At 42.7% G+C, this 19,015-nt stretch carries 17 protein-coding genes; 5 read left to right on the top strand and 12 right to left on the bottom strand.

Annotated elements, in window-relative coordinates:
- Window positions 1-40: 40 nt before the first annotated feature.
- A complete protein-coding gene (locus ACOFKR_RS02470) occupies window positions 41-232 on the bottom strand; it encodes a hypothetical protein (RefSeq protein WP_419802451.1) in 192 nt (63 codons plus the stop codon).
- A 23-nt stretch (window positions 233-255) separates the two neighbouring features.
- On the opposite strand from ACOFKR_RS02470, the gene ACOFKR_RS02465 reads away from it, so the two are divergent.
- Window positions 256-471 carry a hypothetical protein gene (locus ACOFKR_RS02465; protein WP_419802450.1) on the top strand — a complete coding sequence of 72 codons (216 nt, stop codon included), beginning with the start codon at window positions 256-258 and terminating at the stop codon, window positions 469-471.
- On the opposite strand, the gene ACOFKR_RS02460 is transcribed toward ACOFKR_RS02465, so the two are convergent.
- From ACOFKR_RS02460 to ACOFKR_RS02450, 3 genes are all read right to left on the bottom strand, one after another.
- Entirely contained in the window at window positions 468-998 is a 531-nt protein-coding gene (locus ACOFKR_RS02460; protein WP_419802449.1) for an AAA family ATPase, read from the bottom strand. The two genes, ACOFKR_RS02465 and ACOFKR_RS02460, sit on opposite strands and share 4 nt — an antisense overlap.
- Window positions 999-1,147: 149 nt before the next feature.
- The gene (gene pnuC, locus ACOFKR_RS02455) at window positions 1,148-1,747 is read right to left on the bottom strand and encodes a nicotinamide riboside transporter PnuC (RefSeq protein ID WP_419802448.1); all 600 of its coding nucleotides are present in this window, start codon (window positions 1,745-1,747) and stop codon (window positions 1,148-1,150) included.
- 78 nt (window positions 1,748-1,825) lie between these two features.
- Window positions 1,826-3,859 (bottom strand): M13 family metallopeptidase, encoded by a 2,034-nt coding sequence (locus tag ACOFKR_RS02450; RefSeq protein WP_419802447.1) that lies wholly within the window; start codon window positions 3,857-3,859, stop codon window positions 1,826-1,828.
- A 146-nt stretch (window positions 3,860-4,005) separates the two neighbouring features.
- Here ACOFKR_RS02450 and ACOFKR_RS02445 point away from each other — a divergent pair, with 146 nt between their 5' ends.
- Both ACOFKR_RS02445 and carB read left to right on the top strand, forming a co-directional pair.
- A complete protein-coding gene (locus ACOFKR_RS02445; RefSeq protein ID WP_419802446.1) occupies window positions 4,006-4,971 on the top strand; it encodes an energy transducer TonB in 966 nt (321 codons plus the stop codon).
- Between the two features lie 141 nt (window positions 4,972-5,112).
- Entirely contained in the window at window positions 5,113-7,929 is a 2,817-nt protein-coding gene (gene carB, locus ACOFKR_RS02440; protein WP_419802445.1) for a carbamoyl-phosphate synthase large subunit, read from the top strand.
- 79 nt (window positions 7,930-8,008) lie between these two features.
- On the opposite strand, the gene ACOFKR_RS02435 is transcribed toward carB, so the two are convergent.
- The 6 genes from ACOFKR_RS02435 to ACOFKR_RS02410 form a co-directional block, all read right to left on the bottom strand.
- Window positions 8,009-8,470, bottom strand: a complete 462-nt coding sequence (locus ACOFKR_RS02435) for a DUF4920 domain-containing protein (RefSeq protein ID WP_419802444.1) — start codon at window positions 8,468-8,470, stop codon at window positions 8,009-8,011.
- 75 nt (window positions 8,471-8,545) lie between these two features.
- Window positions 8,546-9,154 (bottom strand): Uma2 family endonuclease, encoded by a 609-nt coding sequence (locus ACOFKR_RS02430; RefSeq protein WP_419802443.1) that lies wholly within the window; start codon window positions 9,152-9,154, stop codon window positions 8,546-8,548.
- A 32-nt stretch (window positions 9,155-9,186) separates the two neighbouring features.
- A complete protein-coding gene (radA, locus tag ACOFKR_RS02425) occupies window positions 9,187-10,596 on the bottom strand; it encodes a DNA repair protein RadA (protein WP_419802442.1) in 1,410 nt (469 codons plus the stop codon).
- Between the two features lie 351 nt (window positions 10,597-10,947).
- Complete coding sequence (locus tag ACOFKR_RS02420; protein ID WP_419802441.1) at window positions 10,948-12,498, bottom strand: Rne/Rng family ribonuclease; 1,551 nt, start codon at window positions 12,496-12,498, stop codon at window positions 10,948-10,950.
- A gap of 228 nt (window positions 12,499-12,726) precedes the next feature.
- The gene (locus ACOFKR_RS02415; RefSeq protein ID WP_419802440.1) at window positions 12,727-13,587 is read right to left on the bottom strand and encodes a tetratricopeptide repeat protein; all 861 of its coding nucleotides are present in this window, start codon (window positions 13,585-13,587) and stop codon (window positions 12,727-12,729) included.
- Between the two features lie 8 nt (window positions 13,588-13,595).
- Entirely contained in the window at window positions 13,596-13,895 is a 300-nt protein-coding gene (locus tag ACOFKR_RS02410) for an HU family DNA-binding protein (RefSeq protein ID WP_419802439.1), read from the bottom strand.
- Between the two features lie 156 nt (window positions 13,896-14,051).
- On the opposite strand from ACOFKR_RS02410, the gene mutY reads away from it, so the two are divergent.
- Entirely contained in the window at window positions 14,052-15,128 is a 1,077-nt protein-coding gene (gene mutY, locus ACOFKR_RS02405; RefSeq protein ID WP_419802438.1) for an A/G-specific adenine glycosylase, read from the top strand.
- A 96-nt stretch (window positions 15,129-15,224) separates the two neighbouring features.
- Here mutY and ACOFKR_RS02400 read toward each other — a convergent pair whose 3' ends face one another.
- A complete protein-coding gene (locus tag ACOFKR_RS02400; protein WP_419802437.1) occupies window positions 15,225-17,402 on the bottom strand; it encodes a S9 family peptidase in 2,178 nt (725 codons plus the stop codon).
- 159 nt (window positions 17,403-17,561) lie between these two features.
- On the bottom strand, window positions 17,562-18,026 hold the full coding sequence (locus ACOFKR_RS02395) for a response regulator (protein WP_419802436.1): 465 nt from the start codon (window positions 18,024-18,026) through the stop codon (window positions 17,562-17,564).
- A gap of 204 nt (window positions 18,027-18,230) precedes the next feature.
- Between ACOFKR_RS02395 and ACOFKR_RS02390 the strand changes: the two genes are divergently transcribed.
- The gene (locus ACOFKR_RS02390; RefSeq protein WP_419802435.1) at window positions 18,231-19,004 is read left to right on the top strand and encodes a hypothetical protein; all 774 of its coding nucleotides are present in this window, start codon (window positions 18,231-18,233) and stop codon (window positions 19,002-19,004) included.
- The last annotated feature ends 11 nt before the right edge of the window (window positions 19,005-19,015 follow it).

The following is a 19,015-nucleotide window of genomic DNA, read 5'->3' as shown; positions in this document are numbered from 1 at the left end:
ACTGCTGAACAATACCCATTTTTAGGTGGTAAAAGAAGCATCAAAGATTTAGGTTTTGGGCGTGCCCCTTCGGGTCGGGCTTTCCGTTCCAAGTCCTCGCTGCGCTGCGGGCTTTCCACTGCAATCCCTCACGCGGCAAAACGTAAACTATCTGCAAACGGAAACACACCAAAAAAACACCGGTAAAAGAAGCATTGGCAATATTCGCCCTAAACAAAACCGCTTGAAACACGCTTCTAAATAAAAAACCCCATCATGAAAAAATTAAGTTTGGCAGCCCTGATGATTGCCGGTTTGGCATTATCAGCCTGCAACAGTAATACTGCAAAAACAGGCAACGCCGTTGCAGATTCCGGTTCGCACGGCAGTTCCGGTGCTATTGATACGGCCGCAAAAGGCAGCCCGATGGGCACCAGTGCCAGCGGGACAATGCCTTCATCCGGCAGCGATACCAGCACAACCGGCCACTAAACCGATGCGGTAAAAGCATCAATCGCTTTTACCGCATTTTGATAACGCTCCTCGCCCATCCCGGAAACAACTACATAATTTGCGTTTAAAGTCTGTAATTCCTGATGCCAAACCTGCATAAAATGCGCGCGTCGGGTTGGAAAATTGCGCAACGGATCATCCTGCCAGGGCATATCGATATTCAGCAACAGATACAAATCGTACTGCTGCTTGGGCAACTCGTCCAGCACTTCCTGCGGCGCACTGCCAAAAAGTGCTTCGCTCCAAATTTTTACGGTGATAAAAGTAGTATCGCAAATCAGCAGTTTGTTGGCTTGGGGCGCAAGTTCTTTTTCCAGTGCCAATTGCCCGTGAAACATGTTGATTTCATCCTGCCAAGTACAGTCAGCCGTTAAATTTTCGCAGTAACCGCGCGCAAATTCGGGCACCCAAATCGTGTGGTAATGCTTGGCCAGCCACTTGGCCATGGTAGATTTTCCGGTAGATTCCGGCCCGACGATGGCTATTTTGATAATGTTTGAGTTCATTTTTTTGATTTGTCCTGTACACTCGTCCGTAGGGAATCTTCATTAAAGTGCAAGTTTGATGCTTCTTTTACAGACCTAAATTTGGTGAAGATTTTCCCTATAGTTGGAATAACCATCTTCCTGACATTCAGTCTTTCCAAACTTCGTTTCTATGCCTGCAACTGGTAATCTCGCCGCCAATCGCGGTAGCCTAAAGCCGCAATAAGCAAATACAAAGCATACATGCCCGCGGTTAAATGCAAATGTTTGGCCGTGTAAACAACCACATAAATCACATCAACAAAAACCCAGATCAGCCAGTTTTCCAACACTTTTCGGGCTAAAAAAATCTGCGCAATTAAACTGCATGCCGTACAAAAACTATCAATAAACGGGAAAGCGGCATCTGTTTTCTGTTTTAGCAAAAACCCTAAAATGGTTGTAAAAGCAATTATGCCGATGATGGAAAGGATGATTTCTTTGGAAGTAATACGGATGACCGGCACTTTTCCTTCCGTTTTCGGTTTCCTGCCCCAAAAATACCAGCCGTAACTGTTCATCGCCAGAAAGTAAAACTGCAAGCCCATATCGGCATACAGCTTTGCTTCAAAAAAGATTATAATGTAGATGCTAACGCTAATGATGGCAAAAGGCCAGTTCCAGATGATATTTTTAGCGGCGAGGTAAACGCACAAAATGCCGGTAATTACGCCGGTAACTTCCAGCGGGTTTTGCGCGCGAACCCATTCGGTAAAAGCATTTAGTAGCATCGCATCAAAGATAAATTTATAGGCATAAAAAAAGCGATGAACTAACACCGCTTTAAATTTTACCCTATAAAAGAAGTATTACCAAATCCGCACCCTTTTGTCCGGGTCGATCCACATCGGGTCACCTTTTTTAATGCCAAAAGCGGTGTAAAATTCGTCCACATCAGAAAACGGGGCATTTACACGCAGATAACCGGGCGAATGCACGTCGGTCATTACCTGATTCGCCAGGGCTTCGTCGCGTTCGTGGCCCAGCCATCCCAAAGAATAGCCTAAAAAGAAGCGCTGCACGGGCGTTAAACCGTTGATGGTCTTGCCTGCTTTATATTGAGCCGTTTTTTTGAAAGCATCCAAACCCAGCACAATCCCGCCCAGATCGGCAATGTTTTCGCCTAATGTAGCTTTTCCGTTTACGTGTAAACTATCCAAAACTTTGTAGCCGTTAAATTGATCTACCAATTTTTGCGCGCGCCGCGTAAACCTGGCCGAATCTTGTGGCGTCCACCAGGCTTTCAGGTTTCCTTTGGCATCATACTGGCGGCCCTGATCGTCAAAACCGTGCGTAATTTCGTGCCCGATGGTAGAAGCGGCCACATAACCATAAGCCACGGCATCGTCCACATTGGCATCCTTAATCCCGGGAATCATGAACTGCGCAGCGGGCAACGTGATTTCGTTGTTAGACGGACTGTAATTGGCGTTATACGTTTGCGGCGTCATGTTCCATTCCGTATGATCTACCGGCATGCCCAGTTTGTGGATGTTTTCCAGGTATTGCCAGTTGCGGCCGTTCATCACGTTTTGCGCATAAGAAACGCGGCTGATCTGCAGGTTTGAAAAATCGCGCCATTTGTCCGGGAAACCAACTTTTGGGTTAATGGTTTTGAGTTTTAACAAGGCTTTTTGCTTCGTTTCCGGGCTCATCCAATCCAGCTTTTCAATATGTTCGCGGTAAGCCGTGCGGATGGCTTCCACCATATCCACATAGCGTTTTTTGCTGGCCGGCGGGAAGTATTCTTTCACAAAAAGCTGCCCCAGCAACTCGCCCATTAAACCGTTTTCGGTATCTAAAACCCGTTTCCAGCGCGGCAATTGTTCTTTTCTTCCCGATAAAACCGTTCCGGAAAAACGGAAATTTTCCTGCTCAAAATCTTTGCTGAGGTAAGGGGCGTAAGCCGAAACCAGTTTCCAGCGGAGATAAGCTTTCCAATCGGCCACCGGATATTGCGTTAAAGCTTTGTCCACTTCTGTATAATACTCCGGCTGACCAACAATTACGGTATCGGCTTTTTCAAAACCCGCTTTCTGGAAAAGGTTTGTCCAGTTGATGTGCGGCGTTAACTTGTTCAGCTGCGCAACCGGCATTTTATGATAGTTTTTATACTGATCGCGCAGGGCAACCAGCGTGCGGCTGCTATCGGCCAATGATTTTTCTATGCTAAAAACAGCATCGGCCAAAGCAGGATCACTCAAACCGGAAAGCTTGAGCATGGCTGGCAGATGCGTTTGCGCATAATCATTGCGGACTTTGGTGGTGCGCGCATCTGTTTTAAAATAATAATCGCGATTGGGCAAACCCAAACCCGCCTGGCGCAGGTGCAGCATCATTTTAACGCTGTTTTTAGCATCCTGGCCAACGCCCAAACCAATGAAACTGCGTACGCCAACCGTGTTTAAATAAGCGGCAACATCCAGCACATCCTGTTTGGTTTTGATCTGGTCGATGCGGTTTAGCGGAACTTTTATCGCATTGATGCCGAGTTTTTCTATCGTAACCGTGTCCAATCCGCTGTAATAAAAATCACCAATTTTTTGTGTACTTGTGCCTTTTGCGGCATTTGCTTTTTCGGCATCTTCGTTGAGTTTTTTGAGCCGGTCGCGCAAATCCTCGCTCACCACATTGCCGATCCCCCAACTGGAATATGCCGCCGGGATCGGGTTTTTTTTGATCCAGCCGCCGTTGGCATACATAAAAAAATTGTCGCCGGGTTTTACCGTTGTGTCGAGGTTTTTGTAAACCGGATCATTGGCAATTTTAATTTGTGCCGAAACCGGCCGCCACGCCAACGCGGTCATCCCGAAGGAAAAACAAATAAAAAGTTTAAAATTCATGGTTTTTGCTGAGTTCTGTCCCTTCAAACATAAGCTTTTTTGCGGAGGCCGATGCTGTTTTTAGCATGTAAAATTTATGTTTTAATAATCGGAGGAAAATTTTGACCGGCTAAAAACAGTATGTATTTTTAACCCAAACCCTGAATATGAAACCTAAGTTTTACTATGCTTCTTTTATCGCCTGTTTTTTGGTGTTGAACGGTTTCGCACAAAAACAAAACGTTTACTTTTTGAAGAATGACGGGCGATATGTTGACCTGAAAGACAGTGCCGATTTTGTCCGTATCGTTCGGGAACCGGATTCGGGTTCGGTTTTGTATAATGTGATGGAATATTATCCTAATGGAAACATGAAAATGATTGGCAAATCGGCAGTCATTGAACCTGTAGTTTTGGAAGGAACGGTTTTAAGTTTTTATCCGAACAAAACTAGAAAACAAATTGCCAATTATATCAAAGGTAATCCAACAGGTGATTGTTATGATTATTATCCCAACGGAAAACTATACCGATTTTACAGTCTTGCCGAAAAATTTTCCGCACCTTCGGTGTTTCACTTCATTTCTTCAGAGAAAATTGTTGCGATATATGATTCTGCTGGAGTGTCCACCGCGTTGTCTGGCAATGGTTACTATCGTGTTTATGATGATGATTTTACCCGAATTTTAGAGGAAGGGAAAGTAAAAAATGGCAAACGGGACAGTGTTTGGACAGGCTTCGCTGCCGATGGGAAGATACTATATCAAGAAGAGTTTGCTAAAGGAAAATTTGCCCGTGGCCGAAGGTACAGTCCAGGTGGCGACATCAAAACCTACAAGGTAGAAGAAGCTTTACCCAGATTTAGTATTTTCTCTATGTCAGGCAGCACTTCAATGGGAACATTAGGTTACCCCGGATTAGGAAAAGATTTGCAAGGAATAATGATCATCCAATTTACTATTGACACCAACGGAAGTTTTTCGGACTTAAAAATATTGAAATCAATTACTCAGTCTTTAGACGGCAAAGTATTAAGCACTTTAAAGCGTATGCCAAGGTTTCATCCGGCCACACAGCATGGCACCCCTGTTAAGGTAAATTATACTATGCCCATAAACATAGTATCCAAATGAACTTATTAATAACATCTTTCTTCTTCAAAAACCCTTAAAAAACCTACCTTTGCATCCCGACAAACAAGTCGGGATTTTCCTATCCATCAGCAAGGAAAATTCTGGCTTAGTGCTTACATTTTTTACCTGTAGAAAAGCCCTATGCCTAAAAACACTTCCCTCAATTCGGTATTGATTATCGGCTCCGGCCCAATTGTGATCGGCCAGGCCTGCGAATTTGATTATGCCGGTTCGCAAGCTTCACTTTCCCTCAAAGAAGAAGGTATCGAAGTTTCCATTATCAACAGCAACCCGGCCACGATCATGACGGATAAGGTTATTGCCGATCATGTGTATTTGCTGCCACTGAATTGCGATAGTTTAAAGCAGATTTTACAGGAACGAAAAATTGATGCCGTACTGCCAACTATGGGCGGACAAACGGCTTTAAACCTGTGCAAAGAAGCCGAAGAACGCGGCATCTGGCAAAAATATGGCGTAGCAATAATTGGTGTTGACATTGCCGCCATCGAAAAAACCGAAAACCGGGAAGAGTTTCGGAAATTAATGGTGGAGATCGGTATCGGCGTGGCACCTTCGCAAATTGCCAACTCGTTTTTAGAAGGAAAAGAAGCGGCACAAAAAATCGGCTTTCCGCTCGTGATCCGTCCAAGTTATACTTTAGGCGGAAGCGGTGGTGGTTTCGTACATAAAAAAGAAGATTTTGATGCCGCTTTAAGCCGTGGTTTGCAAGCTTCGCCAACACATGAAGTTTTGGTGGAACAGGCCGTGATCGGCTGGAAAGAATTTGAACTGGAATTGCTGCGCGATAACAACGATAACGTCATCATCATTTGTTCGATTGAGAACTTTGACCCGATGGGAATCCATACCGGCGATTCGATCACGGTTGCACCGGCCATGACGCTGAGCGACCGCGCTTATCAATCCATGCGCGACCAGGCAATCAAAATGATGCGCGCCATTGGCAACTTTGCGGGCGGTTGCAACGTGCAGTTTTCGGTAAATCCCGCAAACGATGATATTATCGCAATTGAAATCAACCCGCGTGTTTCGCGTTCATCTGCCCTGGCATCTAAAGCAACCGGTTATCCGATTGCTAAGATTGCGGCCAAATTAGCGATTGGTTTTAACCTGGACGAACTCCAAAATCAGATCACTAAAACAACTTCTGCTTATTTTGAGCCGACGTTGGATTATGTCATTGTTAAAATCCCGCGCTGGAACTTTGATAAATTTAAAGGTGCCAACAAAGAGTTGGGTTTGCAAATGAAATCTGTTGGCGAAGTCATGGGCATTGGCCGCAGCTTTATTGAAGCCTTGCAAAAAGCATGTCAGAGTTTGGAAATTGGCCGCGCCGGTTTGGGTGCCGATGGCCGTCAAAGCCGAAATCTGGAAGAAATTATGCACAGTTTGGAGCACCCGAGCTGGGACAGGTTATTCCATGTTTATGATGCTTTGAGCTTAGGCGTGCCGATAGAATCCGTACGTAAAGTAACCAAAATTGACCGATGGTTTTTAAACCAGATACAGGATGTGGTGAATTTGGAGGTTGAACTGCGCCGTTATTCGCTTAACAATATCCCGAAAGATTTCTTTTTCACCCTAAAACAAAAAGGTTTTTCTGATGCACAGATTGCCTACGTTTTGCAGCATGTAACGGAAGAAGACGTTTATCAGCGGCGCAAAGAATTGGGCATCCGCCGCGTTTATAAAATGGTAGATACTTGCGCGGCAGAATTCCCGGCCAAAACACCTTATTATTACTCAACTTACGAAGGCGAAAACGAATCTATTGTTTCTGATAAGAAAAAAATCATCGTTTTAGGTTCTGGTCCAAACCGGATTGGCCAGGGAATTGAGTTTGATTACAGTTGTGTGCACGGTTTGCTGGCCGCAAAAGAATGTGGTTTTGAATCGATTATGATCAATTGCAACCCGGAAACGGTTTCCACAGATTTTAACATGGCCGATAAATTATACTTCGAACCTGTTTTCTGGGAACATGTCCGCGAGATCATCGACTTAGAAAAACCGGAGGGCGTGATCGTTCAGTTGGGCGGACAAACGGCTTTAAAAATGGCCGAAAAACTGCACGAGCAGGGCATCAAAATCATCGGCACCAGTTATAACAACATGGACATTGCGGAAGACCGCGGCCGTTTTTCGGATTTGCTGAAAGAATTGGGCATTCCTTATCCAAAATACGGTGTTGCCGAAAGTGCGGAAGAAGCGTTGGTTGTGGCACACGAAGTTGGTTATCCAGTGTTGGTTCGGCCGAGTTATGTTTTAGGCGGGCAAGGCATGAGCATTGTGATCAATGATGAGGACTTGGAAAAAGCGGTGGTTAATCTCCTTAAAAACCTGCCCGGAAACCGTGTTTTGATTGACCATTTTCTGGATCGGGCAGAAGAAGCGGAATCTGATTCTATCGGTGATGGCGAAGAGGTGCACATCATTGGTTTGATGGAACATATTGAACCTGCGGGCATCCATTCCGGGGATTCGAGCGCGGTTTTACCGCCGTTCAACCTATCTGAAAACGTGATCAAACAGATGGAAGAACATACCATAAAAATCTCTAAAGCATTGAATGTGATTGGTTTGCTAAACATTCAGTTCGCCATAAAAAATGAAGAAGTTTATGTGATCGAAGCCAATCCACGTGCATCACGCACAGTTCCGTTTATCGCCAAAGCTTATGATGTGCCTTACATCAATATTGCGGCGAAAATTATGCTTGAAGCAAATATGTTAAAGGATTTTACGATTGAAAGAAAGCTGAAAGGCTACGCGATCAAAGAACCGGTTTTTTCTTTTGATAAATTTCCCGAAATAGAAAAAGAATTAGGCCCGGAAATGAAATCGACCGGCGAGGCAATCCGTTTTATCCGCGATCTGGAAGACCCGTATTTCCGTCATCTTTATAAAGAAAAATCGATGTATTTAAGCAGGTAACAATACTGTTTTTAGCACATAAAAAATCCGCGTTTATTAATTTAAACGCGAATTTTTACCTGATAAAAGAAGCATCAGTTTAGTTCATTAACTGTACACCTTTTGCGGCAATGGCATAACCGCCGGCCGTGTTGCTGCCTTTATTGTTGCCTTGCGGCGTGCTTTCGGTAGAGGTCATTTGTTTAGATATTACGCCATCGATCAAAATAGTTTTACCAACCAGACTTTGCGGAAATTTATATCCGATTTTTGCAAAATGCACGGGCACGGTTTTTCCGGTATTGTCTTTTACGGTCAGTGATTCGCCGTTTTTCATCACATCCGTTACTTTTGCAGATATGGTTGTGGTAATTGATGGCCGCGTGGCCATGTATCTGGCCAGATCGCCGATTGGATGTGCTGTTTTTACATCTACTTTTTCGCCATAAATTTTACCTTTTGGGGCGATGCTTTGCGCACCGGGTTGTGGTTTTGTGGTGGTTTGGGCAGAAACAGTTAACGCGCTAAAAATAACGGCTATGGAAAAGATTGTTTTTTTCATGGGTTTTTGAGATCAGTTTACGCAAGCATAACCGCCAAAAAAACAGATGGTTTTGATTAAGAAAAAGCAGGTGATTTAATCGTCCGCAAAAACCTCTTCCAGGTTCAACACAAAACCCGGTAAAATTGGCGTAGTTACTTCTGCGTTGGATGGTAATAATTTTGAACCTATGTAAATTCCTTCCTGGTTTAGCGTATATTTTAAAAAGGTTTTATCTTGAGGAGAAACAATCCAATATTCCTGTACGCCATTTTCCTCATAAATCTCAAACTTATTCTGCAACTCTGTTTTATTGTTGCCCGGGGAAATTATTTCAACAACAATATCCGGTGCACCGATACAGCCTGCTTTATCAATTTTGCTGCGGTCACAAATCACACAAATATCGGGTTGTACAACGGTTTTTACTTCATGATTATCTTTTGACCTTTTAGTTAACCGCACATCAAAAGGAGCACAGAATACTTCACAAGGCTTTCCGGATAAAAAAACATCTATAGCAACTAAAATTTTTCTGGATATACGTTGATGAGCAGAACTCGGTGCCGGGCTCATTCTAAAGATTTTGCCTTTGATCAGTTCAATCCGCTCAGCAAACTTCCATTGCAGGTAATCAGCATAAGTATAAGTTTTTGAAAGATCGAGATCCGATAACTGCATAATTTCCTGGGTTTCCATAGACATACTGTTTTTATCCCTCTAAATTTCGACATTCCTTAGCCAAAAAGCAACTGAAAAACTTCTTCAATTCGGCTAACGGCTTTAACTTCAATATTATATCTCGAAAAATCCAGCCCTTTTTTGTTTTTTCCGCCTGCGGGAAGGTTGTATTTCGAGATGATGATCTGCTCGAAACCCAACTTTTGTGCTTCTGTAATGCGCTGTTCAATTCGGTTTACAGCGCGGATTTCCCCGGACAAACCCAGTTCGCCGGCAAAACAGGTTTTAAAAGAAACCGGAATATCTTCATGCGAAGAAATAATGGCGGCCGCCAAACCCAAATCTATCGCCGGATCCTCAACCCGGATCCCGCCGGTAATATTCAGGAAAACATCTTTGGCACTCAATCTAAAACCGCAACGCTTTTCCAGCACGGCCAGCAGCATATTCATCCGCTTATTATCAAAACCGGTGGCCGATCGTTGTGGCGTTCCATAGGGCGATGCACTTACCAAAGCCTGCGTTTCGATCAGCATCGGGCGCAAACCTTCTAAAGTTGCCGAAATGGTGATTCCGCTTAAAGCTTCGTCACGCTGTGATAATAATATTTCGGAAGGATTGGAAACTTCCCGTAAACCTTCGCCCTGCATCTCGTAAATCCCTAATTCTGAGGAAGATCCGAAACGGTTTTTAATGGTGCGCAAAATCCGGTAAACGTGATGCCGGTCGCCCTCAAACTGCAAAACCGTGTCCACCATGTGCTCCAAAATTTTCGGTCCGGCAATCGCCCCATCTTTTGTAATATGGCCGATCAGGAAAACCGGCGTGGCCGTTTCTTTGGCAAAACGCATCAGTTCGGCAGTACATTCGCGCACTTGCGAAACGCTTCCGGGCGTAGATTCAATGTGTGCCGAATGCAGCGTTTGGATGGAATCAATAATAACCAGATCGGGCTGTACTATTTCTATTTGCTTAAAAATGTTTTGGGTTGAAGTTTCTACCAGAATATACGGGTTGTTAATTTTACCGGTAAAAGAAGCACTGATCCGTTCCGAACGCATTTTAATTTGGCGGTCGCTTTCCTCGCCAGAAACGTAAAGCACTTTGATGCCCGGCATGATCAAAGCCAGCTGCAGCATTAAAGTTGATTTACCAATGCCCGGTTCGCCGCCGATCAATACCAAAGATCCGCCAACAATCCCTCCGCCCAGAACACGGTTCAGTTCTTTGTCCGGCGTAATTAACCGGTCTTCTTCAGAAAAAACAATTTCTGAAACAGGGACCGGTTTGTTAGCCCGCTGCAAACTGCTGGTTGCCGGCTTCCACTCGGGCACGGCCAGGTTTGCTTTTTCGATCACTTCTTCCACAAACGTGTTCCACTGCCCGCAGGCCGGACATTTGCCCAGCCATTTCGGTGTTTCAAAACCGCAACTCTGGCAAAAATAGGCACTTTTAGTTTTAGCCAATTTGATGTTGATTAAAGGATTTTTATATTGATTTCAGGATCAAAGACTTAATCCGTTTAAACTTCGCCCTAAGTTTTTCTGTACTTCTTTTATCACCTAAAATTTGGTGGTTTTTGATTTTTCTATCAGCAATAAGTGTAAAAGTAAAATTTAGGTGGTAAAAGAAGCATTACAGAAATTAGCGGCAAAAATGTAAACATGGTCTTAATTTAACCCTAAAATCAGTTTACAATTTACGGTTTTCCCACCAAAAAAACACCGGTAAAAACAGCATGTAAAAGTTCAGGCTTAGCATTTTACACTGCGTTAACACAGCGAAACTGCTAAGCCTGAAAATAGAAATTTGCAGCTCTAAAGCTTTATTTCTTCTTCTTTGGAAGATAAAAAATGAAACTCGTTCATGGTGTAATTAAGCATACTTTTCACCTTGATCCACTGATGATAATGGAAATACCATTTCATTTGCCGGTTGTAAATGCCTCTTTTGATGTAAGCCTCAATAAACGGATGCACGCAAAGGGTAATACCTTTTTCATTTTGTTCCTGCAACACGTAGTTGAGGTTGTTTTCGATATCGTCCAGCAATAAAACACTTGGCCGGACAGTGCCGGTGCCGTGGCAGGTTGGGCAAATTTCGGAAGTAACAATGTTCATTTCCGGCCGCACACGCTGCCTGGTCAGTTGGATCAAACCAAACTTGGATGGCGGCAACACCGTGTGTTTTGCCCGATCCAGCCGCATTTCATCGCGCATAAACTCAAACAAATCTTTACGGTTGGCCGGATTGTGCATGTCGATAAAATCGATCACCACAATGCCGCCCATATCGCGCAAACGCAGCTGCCGCGCAATTTCCTTTGCCGCTTCTTTGTTCACCATAAAAGCGTTTTCTTCCTGGTTTTCTTTGTTGGCCGTACGGTTGCCGCTGTTTACATCGATTACATGTAAAGCTTCGGTATGTTCGATCACCAGATAAGCACCGCCCGGAAGGTTGACTGTTTTGCCAAAAGCGGATTTAATTTGCTTTTCGATACCGAAATGCTCAAAAATCGGAACGCTGTTTTTATGCAGTTTTACAATTTTTTCCAGCTCAGGGGAAATATCCTGGACGTAAGAACGGATTTCTTCAAAAATCGATTGATCATTAACGGTGATGCTTTGAAAATCGTTGTTCAGCAAATCGCGCAAAAGCGTTGATGTACGGTCAATTTCCCCTAAAATCTTTTTGGCCGGTTCGGTGGCCGGCAGGCGCGTCATAAAGTTTTCCCATTTGGCAATTAAATCCAGCAGGTCTTTTTGCAGTTCTTCTACACCTTTATCTTCAGAAACCGTACGGATAATTACCCCAAAGTTTTTGGGTTTGATGCTTTCTACAATTTTGCGCAACCGTGTACGTTCGGTATTGCTTTTTATTTTTTTGGAGATGGAAATAACATCCGAAAAAGGCACCAGGACTACATACCGGCCTGCGATAGACAGATCAGAACTAAGCCGTGGCCCTTTGGTAGAAATCGGTTCTTTTGCAATTTGAACCGGGATCAACTGGTTTTTACTCAGGATATCAGAGATTTTACCGGATTTGGCAATATCCTGTTCCAACGTAAAATGATCCAGCAATTTTGATTTATAGCTTCCGCCGCGAACTGTTTTTGCCAGTTTTAGTAAAGACTGTACCTGCGAACCCAGATCAAGGTAATGCAGGAAAGCATCTTTTTCATAGCCTACATCAACAAAGGCCGCATTTAAACTGGGCATGATCTTCTTGATCCGCCCAAGGTAAATATCGCCGACCGTATAATTATTGTTGATCTGATCTTTATGAAGCTCTACCAGCTGCTTGTTTTGCAGTAAGGCAATAGTTGCACCAGCCGGGGAAGCATCGATAACTAATTCTTTTATCAACGACTTGCTCCTTATCAACGGAAAACCGTTGTATTAAAATTTCAGGTGAATTATCATAAAAATAAGAAAAGGCGCTTTGCTTGTACAAAGTGCCCCAATCTTAAAAAAAGGAGTAGCTTACTTCTTTTTATGTCTGTTTTTTCTCAAACGTTTTTTGCGTTTATGGGTGGCCATTTTATGACGTTTTCTTTTTTTACCGCTTGGCATAACTTCTTTTAATTAGATTATTTAATTTTTTAACTCTTTAATGTACTCGTCCATTTTTTGGTTGAAAGCCGGGTCGCCTGCCATTTCTTTACACTTTTGGTAAGCTGTGATTGCTTCCGGTTTCATTCCTAATTGTTTGTAGCTTTCTGCCAGATAGAAATACGGTTCTAACTCCGGTTTTTGCTCTACCACCGTTTTAAACCGTGTAACGGCTTTTTCAAACTGACCGGATTTCATCGAAAATAAACCCAGGTTTAAATTAGCTTTTACATTTTTCGGGTCTTTGGCAACCACACCCAAAAGCAGGGAAATCCCTGTCATCGGACTTGGTGCGCCGCCGTTTACATCTGCAATGCCCAAACCGGTTTGTGCATCCAGGTTATCAGGGGCAATTTGCATCGCTTTTTTAAATGATTCTACCGCATTGACCAAAAAAGCAGGCTTAGCAAACGTATCCTGCGTAAGCTTGTAAGCATCGTTAAAACGATCACCGGCGTTTAACCAATTCTGCAGGTTATTGTCTTTTCGGGCTGCAGACAGATAATAGAAAGCTGCCGGGGCAGGCACGTTCAAATCATCCCAGGTTTTGGCCAGGTCTTTTTCTAAAGGAAGCCTTTCCGCATCAACCGTCGATTTTTGCAACTGTGCTTCTTTGGCCGCAATCTCGGCCTGCATTTGTGAAGTCAGCAACTTTTTTGCCGCGGTAGAAACATATTCCTCGTTAATAGCAGAAGAAGCTTCCTGCACGGGCTCGGCAGAAGACGAAGTACCGGGTTTGGTACGTGCTTCTTTTGGCCTGATCAAACCTTTAACAGGTAAAGAAATTAAATAGGCCATCATTGCAACAACAATTACAACTACACCTATTTGCTTCTTTTTCATGCCGGAAATTATTTACCTGTTTTGGTTTTGTTGCCGGTGCGCACTTTTTCTACAAAAGTTTTTGCAGGTTTAAAGCTGGGGATAAAATGTTCCGGGATGATGATCGCTGTATTTTTAGAAATGTTGCGGGCAGTTTTTTTAGCCCTTTTTTTCACCACAAAACTACCAAAGCCACGCACGTAAACGTTCTCTCCGCCAACCATTGCTCCTTTTACCACCTTAAAAAAGGCCTCAACTGTTTCTTGTACATCTACTTTTTCTATCCCGGTTTTGGTAGAAATTTCAGATATAATCTCTGCTTTAGTCATCTGCTCTCTGTTCTAATTTTATTGTAATACTTTAGTTGTTTTGGGGTTGCAAAAGTATTGCTTTAAAACGAAACAGCGAAAAAAAAACAGTTTTTTTTATTTACACATCTGCCTAACAATGATTTGGTTAAGGTTTTGACTGCCTATTTTTGCAGCATGAATTGGAGCGAAGAAATACAAAACTGGTACCTGCAACATAAACGCAGCCTGCCCTGGCGCAACACCACCGACGCTTATACCATCTGGCTTTCGGAAGTGATATTGCAGCAAACACGCGTAGAACAAGGTATGCCGTATTTTTATCGTTTCCTGGAAAAATATCCAACGGTAACCGCTTTTGCCGGTGCTTCCGAAGATGAAATTTTAAAGCTCTGGCAGGGTTTGGGCTATTATTCGCGCGGGAGGAATATGCTTTTTACAGCACGACAGATTTCAGACAACAACAACGGAATCTTCCCGACAGCTTATGAAGAACTGATTAAACTAAAAGGAATTGGCGAATATACGGCAGCCGCAATTTCATCTTTTGCTGCTGATGAAGTAAAAGCTGTGGTTGACGGCAATGTTTACCGCGTTTTGGCGCGATGGTTTGGCGCGGAAGAACCGATCAATTCCCCGGCTGGTAAAAAACTTTTTCAGGTTTTGGCAGATGAAGTTTTAGACCGAAAACATCCCGGCCGGCACAACCAGGCCATGATGGAATTTGGGGCGATGCTGTGCAGACCCAAAAATCCGGATTGCCGGATTTGCCCCGTTCGCGAAGCCTGCAACGCTTATCAAACCAACCGGATCAATAGCTTACCGGTGAAATTGAAAACCGTAAAAATCCGCGAACGATATTTTAATTATTTCCTGATTTCGCACCAAAACCAAATTTTACTATGTAAAAGAAGCATGAACGATATCTGGGCAAACATGTATGATTTGCCGCTGATTGAAACGCCGGTTTACACGCCGACAGAAACCTTGACTTTTTTACCGGAATTTGCAGCTTATTTTAAACAAGCAACCATTATTTCTGCTTCACCAATCCGCAAGCATATCCTCACGCATCAACGTGTTTTTGCCCATTTTATTCATCTGCAAGTTGATCCGCAGGAAATCAACATGCAACCGAACTGGTTTTTTGCAGAATTGGAAGAACTGGAAAAACTGGCTTTGCCCAAAATCATCGATCAGTTTCTGCACGATTTTTTCCACCTGAAACAAGTGCAGACCGAACTATTGTTTTGATGAATTTTTAGGCGATAAAAGAAGCATTGTTAGCCTCACTCCAACCCTCTCCGAAGGAGAGGGAGTAAAGGCAATGCTTCTTTTACCACCTAAAAATCAGCGTGCTCCAGGCGGACAGTTTTCCTTTAAAAACTGAGTGTACGTGCTGGCCAAATGTCGGCTTGTGCCTGCACCTTCAGAAATAGCATGCGTACGGTTTGGATAGCTCATCAACTGGAAAACTTTATCGTTTTTGATCAGCTCGTTAATCATCTGCTCGGCGTTATTATAATGCACATTATCATCGCCTGTTCCGTGGATAAGCAGCAAATGGCCACGCAGGTTTTTGGCATGTGCCAATGGCGATCCATCTACAAAATAATGCCTGTCTTCGGGCAGCAAACCCATGTAGCGCTCCTGATAAATGTTGTCATAATTAAGCTGATTATCCACCGCGGCGATAGAAATCCCGGTTTTATAAATCTCCGGATACTGGAACATCAGGTTTAAGGTTGATGACCCGCCGCCGCTCCAGCCCCAAACGGCAACGCGGCTGGTATCGATATAAGGCCGTTTTAAAATTTCTTTGGCCGCCATCGCCTGATCGCGGATGTTGATCACACCTATATTATGGTAGATGGATTTGCGCCACTCGCGGCCTTTTGGTGCCGGCGAACCACGGTTTTCTACCGACGCATAAATGTAGCCATCACCGGCCATGCTGCCGAGGTATAAACGGTTCATGCCCGTGCCGTACGTATCTTTTACGGTTTGGCTGGCCGGTTCGCCGTAAACATAAAACACAATCGGGTATTTTTTAGTCGAATCAAAGTTGAGCGGTTTTACCATCCAGCCGTCCATCGTTACGCCATCTACTGTTTTTACCCTGAAAAATTCGGGCTTATTGATAGGTGTTGTACTTCGGCGGGGCACGGTATTGCTACCAATTTTTTGATGATCGGGCAAAGAAACCACATCCGAAGTTGGATACGTTGTACTATTGGAAAAATAATGCAAAGCCACTTTTCCGTTTGGCGAAATATCATAACTATGCGTGCCCGGCTCATCATTTGGTGTTACGCGTTCGGCTTTTCCGCTTCCGTTTAAATTAACTTTATACAGATATTGCTGCGTGGCGTTTTCGGGCGAAGCCATAAAGTAAATCAAACCATCTTTTTCATCTATTTTTTCCAGGCTGATGACATCAAAATCACCTTTGGTCAGCAGTTTTTCCGCACCGTTTCTGTTGATGTTGTAAATATGCCGCCAGCCATCTTTCTCACTCAGCCACAAAAAACTTTTGCCCTGATTGATCCAGTCCCAGCCGATGGCTTCCGGCTTGGCATCAATCCAGGCTTTGTCTGTTTCTGCTGATACTGTTTTTACCATACCATTTTTGGCATCACAAAGCATAATTTTGCTTTCGTTTTGGCGGCGGTTTAACTGCTGGATGATCAGTTCTGATGAGTTGGCGGCCCATTCCATCCGCGGGATATAATGCTGCACGTCATCGCCCGGCACTTTCATCCAACTATTTTTACCGGTATTCAGGTTGATCACACCGATACGGCAGCGGCTCGGGTTTTCGCCAACCACCGGATATTCTACCGAAACAGTAAATGGATAAAGTGAATCGGTGGTGTTCAGCATTAAATAATTCGGGATTTTACTGGCGTCCAACTGCCAGTAAGCGATGGACTTTCCGTCCGGCGACCAGCGGAAACCGTCCCTGCACTCCAGTTCTTCTTCGTAAACCCAATCAAAAGTGCCGTTGATCAGCTTTCTGGTTCCGTCCGAAGTAAGCTTAGAAACTTTTCCGGAAGCCAAGTCCTCCAAAAACAGATTATGTTCGCTCACGTAAGCCACTTTTGTACCATCCGGGGAAAACTTGGCAAACATCAGCGAAGAAACCGGACGTGCAACACCAATTTGTTTTAAGGTTTTGGCCGATAAATCTGCCACCCAGTAATCGCCGCGCGTATCATAACGCCAAACTTTTTTAGTGTTTGTATAGATCAATACTTTTTTGCCATCTTCAGAAAAACTAAAACTTCTGACCGCAATCGGTTCTGTTTTACCTTTTGGGGTGAGGAATTGCGCGTTTACTAAAGTGATTTGTTTAGAAGGATCATTAATGGCGGTTTGTACAATCGAACCGTTTTGCACCTGCATGTAATTGTTGCCGTCTTTCGTCCATTTGGTGCCCGAACCAAATTGTGCTTTTGATTCTGAAACAAAAAAAACGTTTAAAACTGAAAAGAGCAGGAAGGTAAAAGCGCGCAAATTTTGTGGCATAAAAGAAGTATTTAAGAATTTTATTTTCAAAAAGTAAGACAAATAAGAAGAATTTTTAAAGTAAAGACGTTTGTGCAAATGTAAATTACAATTTTAGAGCAAAAGAATAGGAAATTATTTTAATTAAAAGTTAAAAAATGATTTTATTTCTGTTTTGTTTCAGGACAATAATTTTTGCCGGAGCAGGAACTCCAACTGCCCATTTGAAACAGCCAGTTTATCATTCATTTCCTTAACATTTTGATCTTCCTGGTACTTGTCAAAAGCCTTTTTGATGGTATTGTCCAGCTCTTCTTCGTTCCAGGGTTTGGTTAAATAATGAAAAACTTTTCCTTTGTTAACTGCTTCAATTACAGCACTTATGTCCGAGTAACCGGTTAATAAAATACGCATCGGATCAGGATATTTTTCGAGTACAATTTCCAGAAACTCACTTCCCGTCATGTTTGGCATACGCTGATCAGTGACGATGATCTCGACAGGCTGCGTCTCTAAAATATGCAGTGCATCGGCAGCATTTATGGCGGTCAGCACCTCATATTTTAACCGAAAAACCGCTCTGAAAGAGATCAAATTATTTTCTTCATCATCGATGAAAAGAATATTAATTTTTTTTTCTTGCATGACTGAAAAGATTGATACCTTGTAAGAAGTTACAAGGTAGAAAATAGAAATGGAAAAGATATTATTGTTTTCTAAAGTTTTATTATTTAAATAAATTTATTTATGAACATATATTTTTAATACATATTTCTTACTTTACTTTTATTATCATTTTAATTATAACAAACGCTGTATTGATTATATTTTCAAGTTTTATTATTTACAATGGAAGAAGTAAGTAAAGAAAATCCAGCAGTAAAACTAAGAGCGTTTAGAGCTATAGATGAACCTAAAACTTGTGAATTGTTTGTAAAAGGACATGAATATGTTTTAACAAGTATTGGTGTAACTAAAGTAAGCTCATCAAAAAATGAATGGACAATAAATCCATCCGTGTTTGTTTTAACTGTAGAATCTCTTAATGGTAAGATTGTGTACGGCGGTGCACGTGTTCATGTTGCAGGTGGCACACAACCTTTACCAATTGAACAAGCTGTAGGAATGTTAGATTCAAAGATATATAAACTTGTTTTGGAATATAATAAAAGTGGGACTGGGGAACTATGCGGATTGTGGCACTCGAGAGAGATAATGAGTTATGGCATTGGTAGTATATTTTTAATTCGTGCAGCAGTTGCTATATCAAATACTATAGGCATACAATCTTTGTTTGCATTATGCGCTCCTTATACAATTAAACCTGGAGAAAGTGTGGGAATGGAATTTGAAACGAGTGTTGGTAATAACGGAACTTTTTATTATCCAAAATTAGATCTTATTGCAACAGCTATGATACTTAAAGACGTACCTACTTTAAGCAAAGCATCCGAAGAAGATAAAGCCGCAATCATAAGTATAAGAAAAAAGCCAAAGGTCAATAGAATTGAGGAATTAAGAATGAAAAAAATAGCAATACATTATGATTTAGAGATACCACATTTAGAAAAATGGGATTTAATGGAAAGTATTAGTAATGCAAATAATGCTATTTTCCGATAAACTTCGCATCT

It is taken from the genome of Mucilaginibacter sp. (assembly GCF_965201005.1).
In the GTDB taxonomy this organism is placed as follows: domain Bacteria; phylum Bacteroidota; class Bacteroidia; order Sphingobacteriales; family Sphingobacteriaceae; genus Mucilaginibacter_A.
Note: the sequence above shows the minus strand (reverse complement) of the source record. Positions and strands in the feature narration are given on the sequence as shown.

What these genes read in the sequence shown, in the direction of transcription:
- ACOFKR_RS02465 (WP_419802450.1), top strand. Translation starts at nt 256, where the DNA reads ATGAAAAAATTAAGTTTGGCAGCCCTGATGATTGCCGGTTTGGCATTA.
- ACOFKR_RS02460 (WP_419802449.1), bottom strand. Translation starts at nt 998, where the DNA reads ATGAACTCAAACATTATCAAAATAGCCATCGTCGGGCCGGAATCTACC.
- pnuC (WP_419802448.1), bottom strand. Translation starts at nt 1,747, where the DNA reads ATGCTACTAAATGCTTTTACCGAATGGGTTCGCGCGCAAAACCCGCTG.
- ACOFKR_RS02450 (WP_419802447.1), bottom strand. Translation starts at nt 3,859, where the DNA reads ATGAATTTTAAACTTTTTATTTGTTTTTCCTTCGGGATGACCGCGTTG.
- ACOFKR_RS02445 (WP_419802446.1), top strand. Translation starts at nt 4,006, where the DNA reads ATGAAACCTAAGTTTTACTATGCTTCTTTTATCGCCTGTTTTTTGGTG.
- carB (WP_419802445.1), top strand. Translation starts at nt 5,113, where the DNA reads ATGCCTAAAAACACTTCCCTCAATTCGGTATTGATTATCGGCTCCGGC.
- ACOFKR_RS02435 (WP_419802444.1), bottom strand. Translation starts at nt 8,470, where the DNA reads ATGAAAAAAACAATCTTTTCCATAGCCGTTATTTTTAGCGCGTTAACT.
- ACOFKR_RS02430 (WP_419802443.1), bottom strand. Translation starts at nt 9,154, where the DNA reads ATGTCTATGGAAACCCAGGAAATTATGCAGTTATCGGATCTCGATCTT.
- ACOFKR_RS02415 (WP_419802440.1), bottom strand. Translation starts at nt 13,587, where the DNA reads ATGAAAAAGAAGCAAATAGGTGTAGTTGTAATTGTTGTTGCAATGATG.
- ACOFKR_RS02410 (WP_419802439.1), bottom strand. Translation starts at nt 13,895, where the DNA reads ATGACTAAAGCAGAGATTATATCTGAAATTTCTACCAAAACCGGGATA.
- mutY (WP_419802438.1), top strand. Translation starts at nt 14,052, where the DNA reads ATGAATTGGAGCGAAGAAATACAAAACTGGTACCTGCAACATAAACGC.
- ACOFKR_RS02400 (WP_419802437.1), bottom strand. Translation starts at nt 17,402, where the DNA reads ATGCCACAAAATTTGCGCGCTTTTACCTTCCTGCTCTTTTCAGTTTTA.
- ACOFKR_RS02395 (WP_419802436.1), bottom strand. Translation starts at nt 18,026, where the DNA reads ATGCAAGAAAAAAAAATTAATATTCTTTTCATCGATGATGAAGAAAAT.
- ACOFKR_RS02390 (WP_419802435.1), top strand. Translation starts at nt 18,231, where the DNA reads ATGGAAGAAGTAAGTAAAGAAAATCCAGCAGTAAAACTAAGAGCGTTT.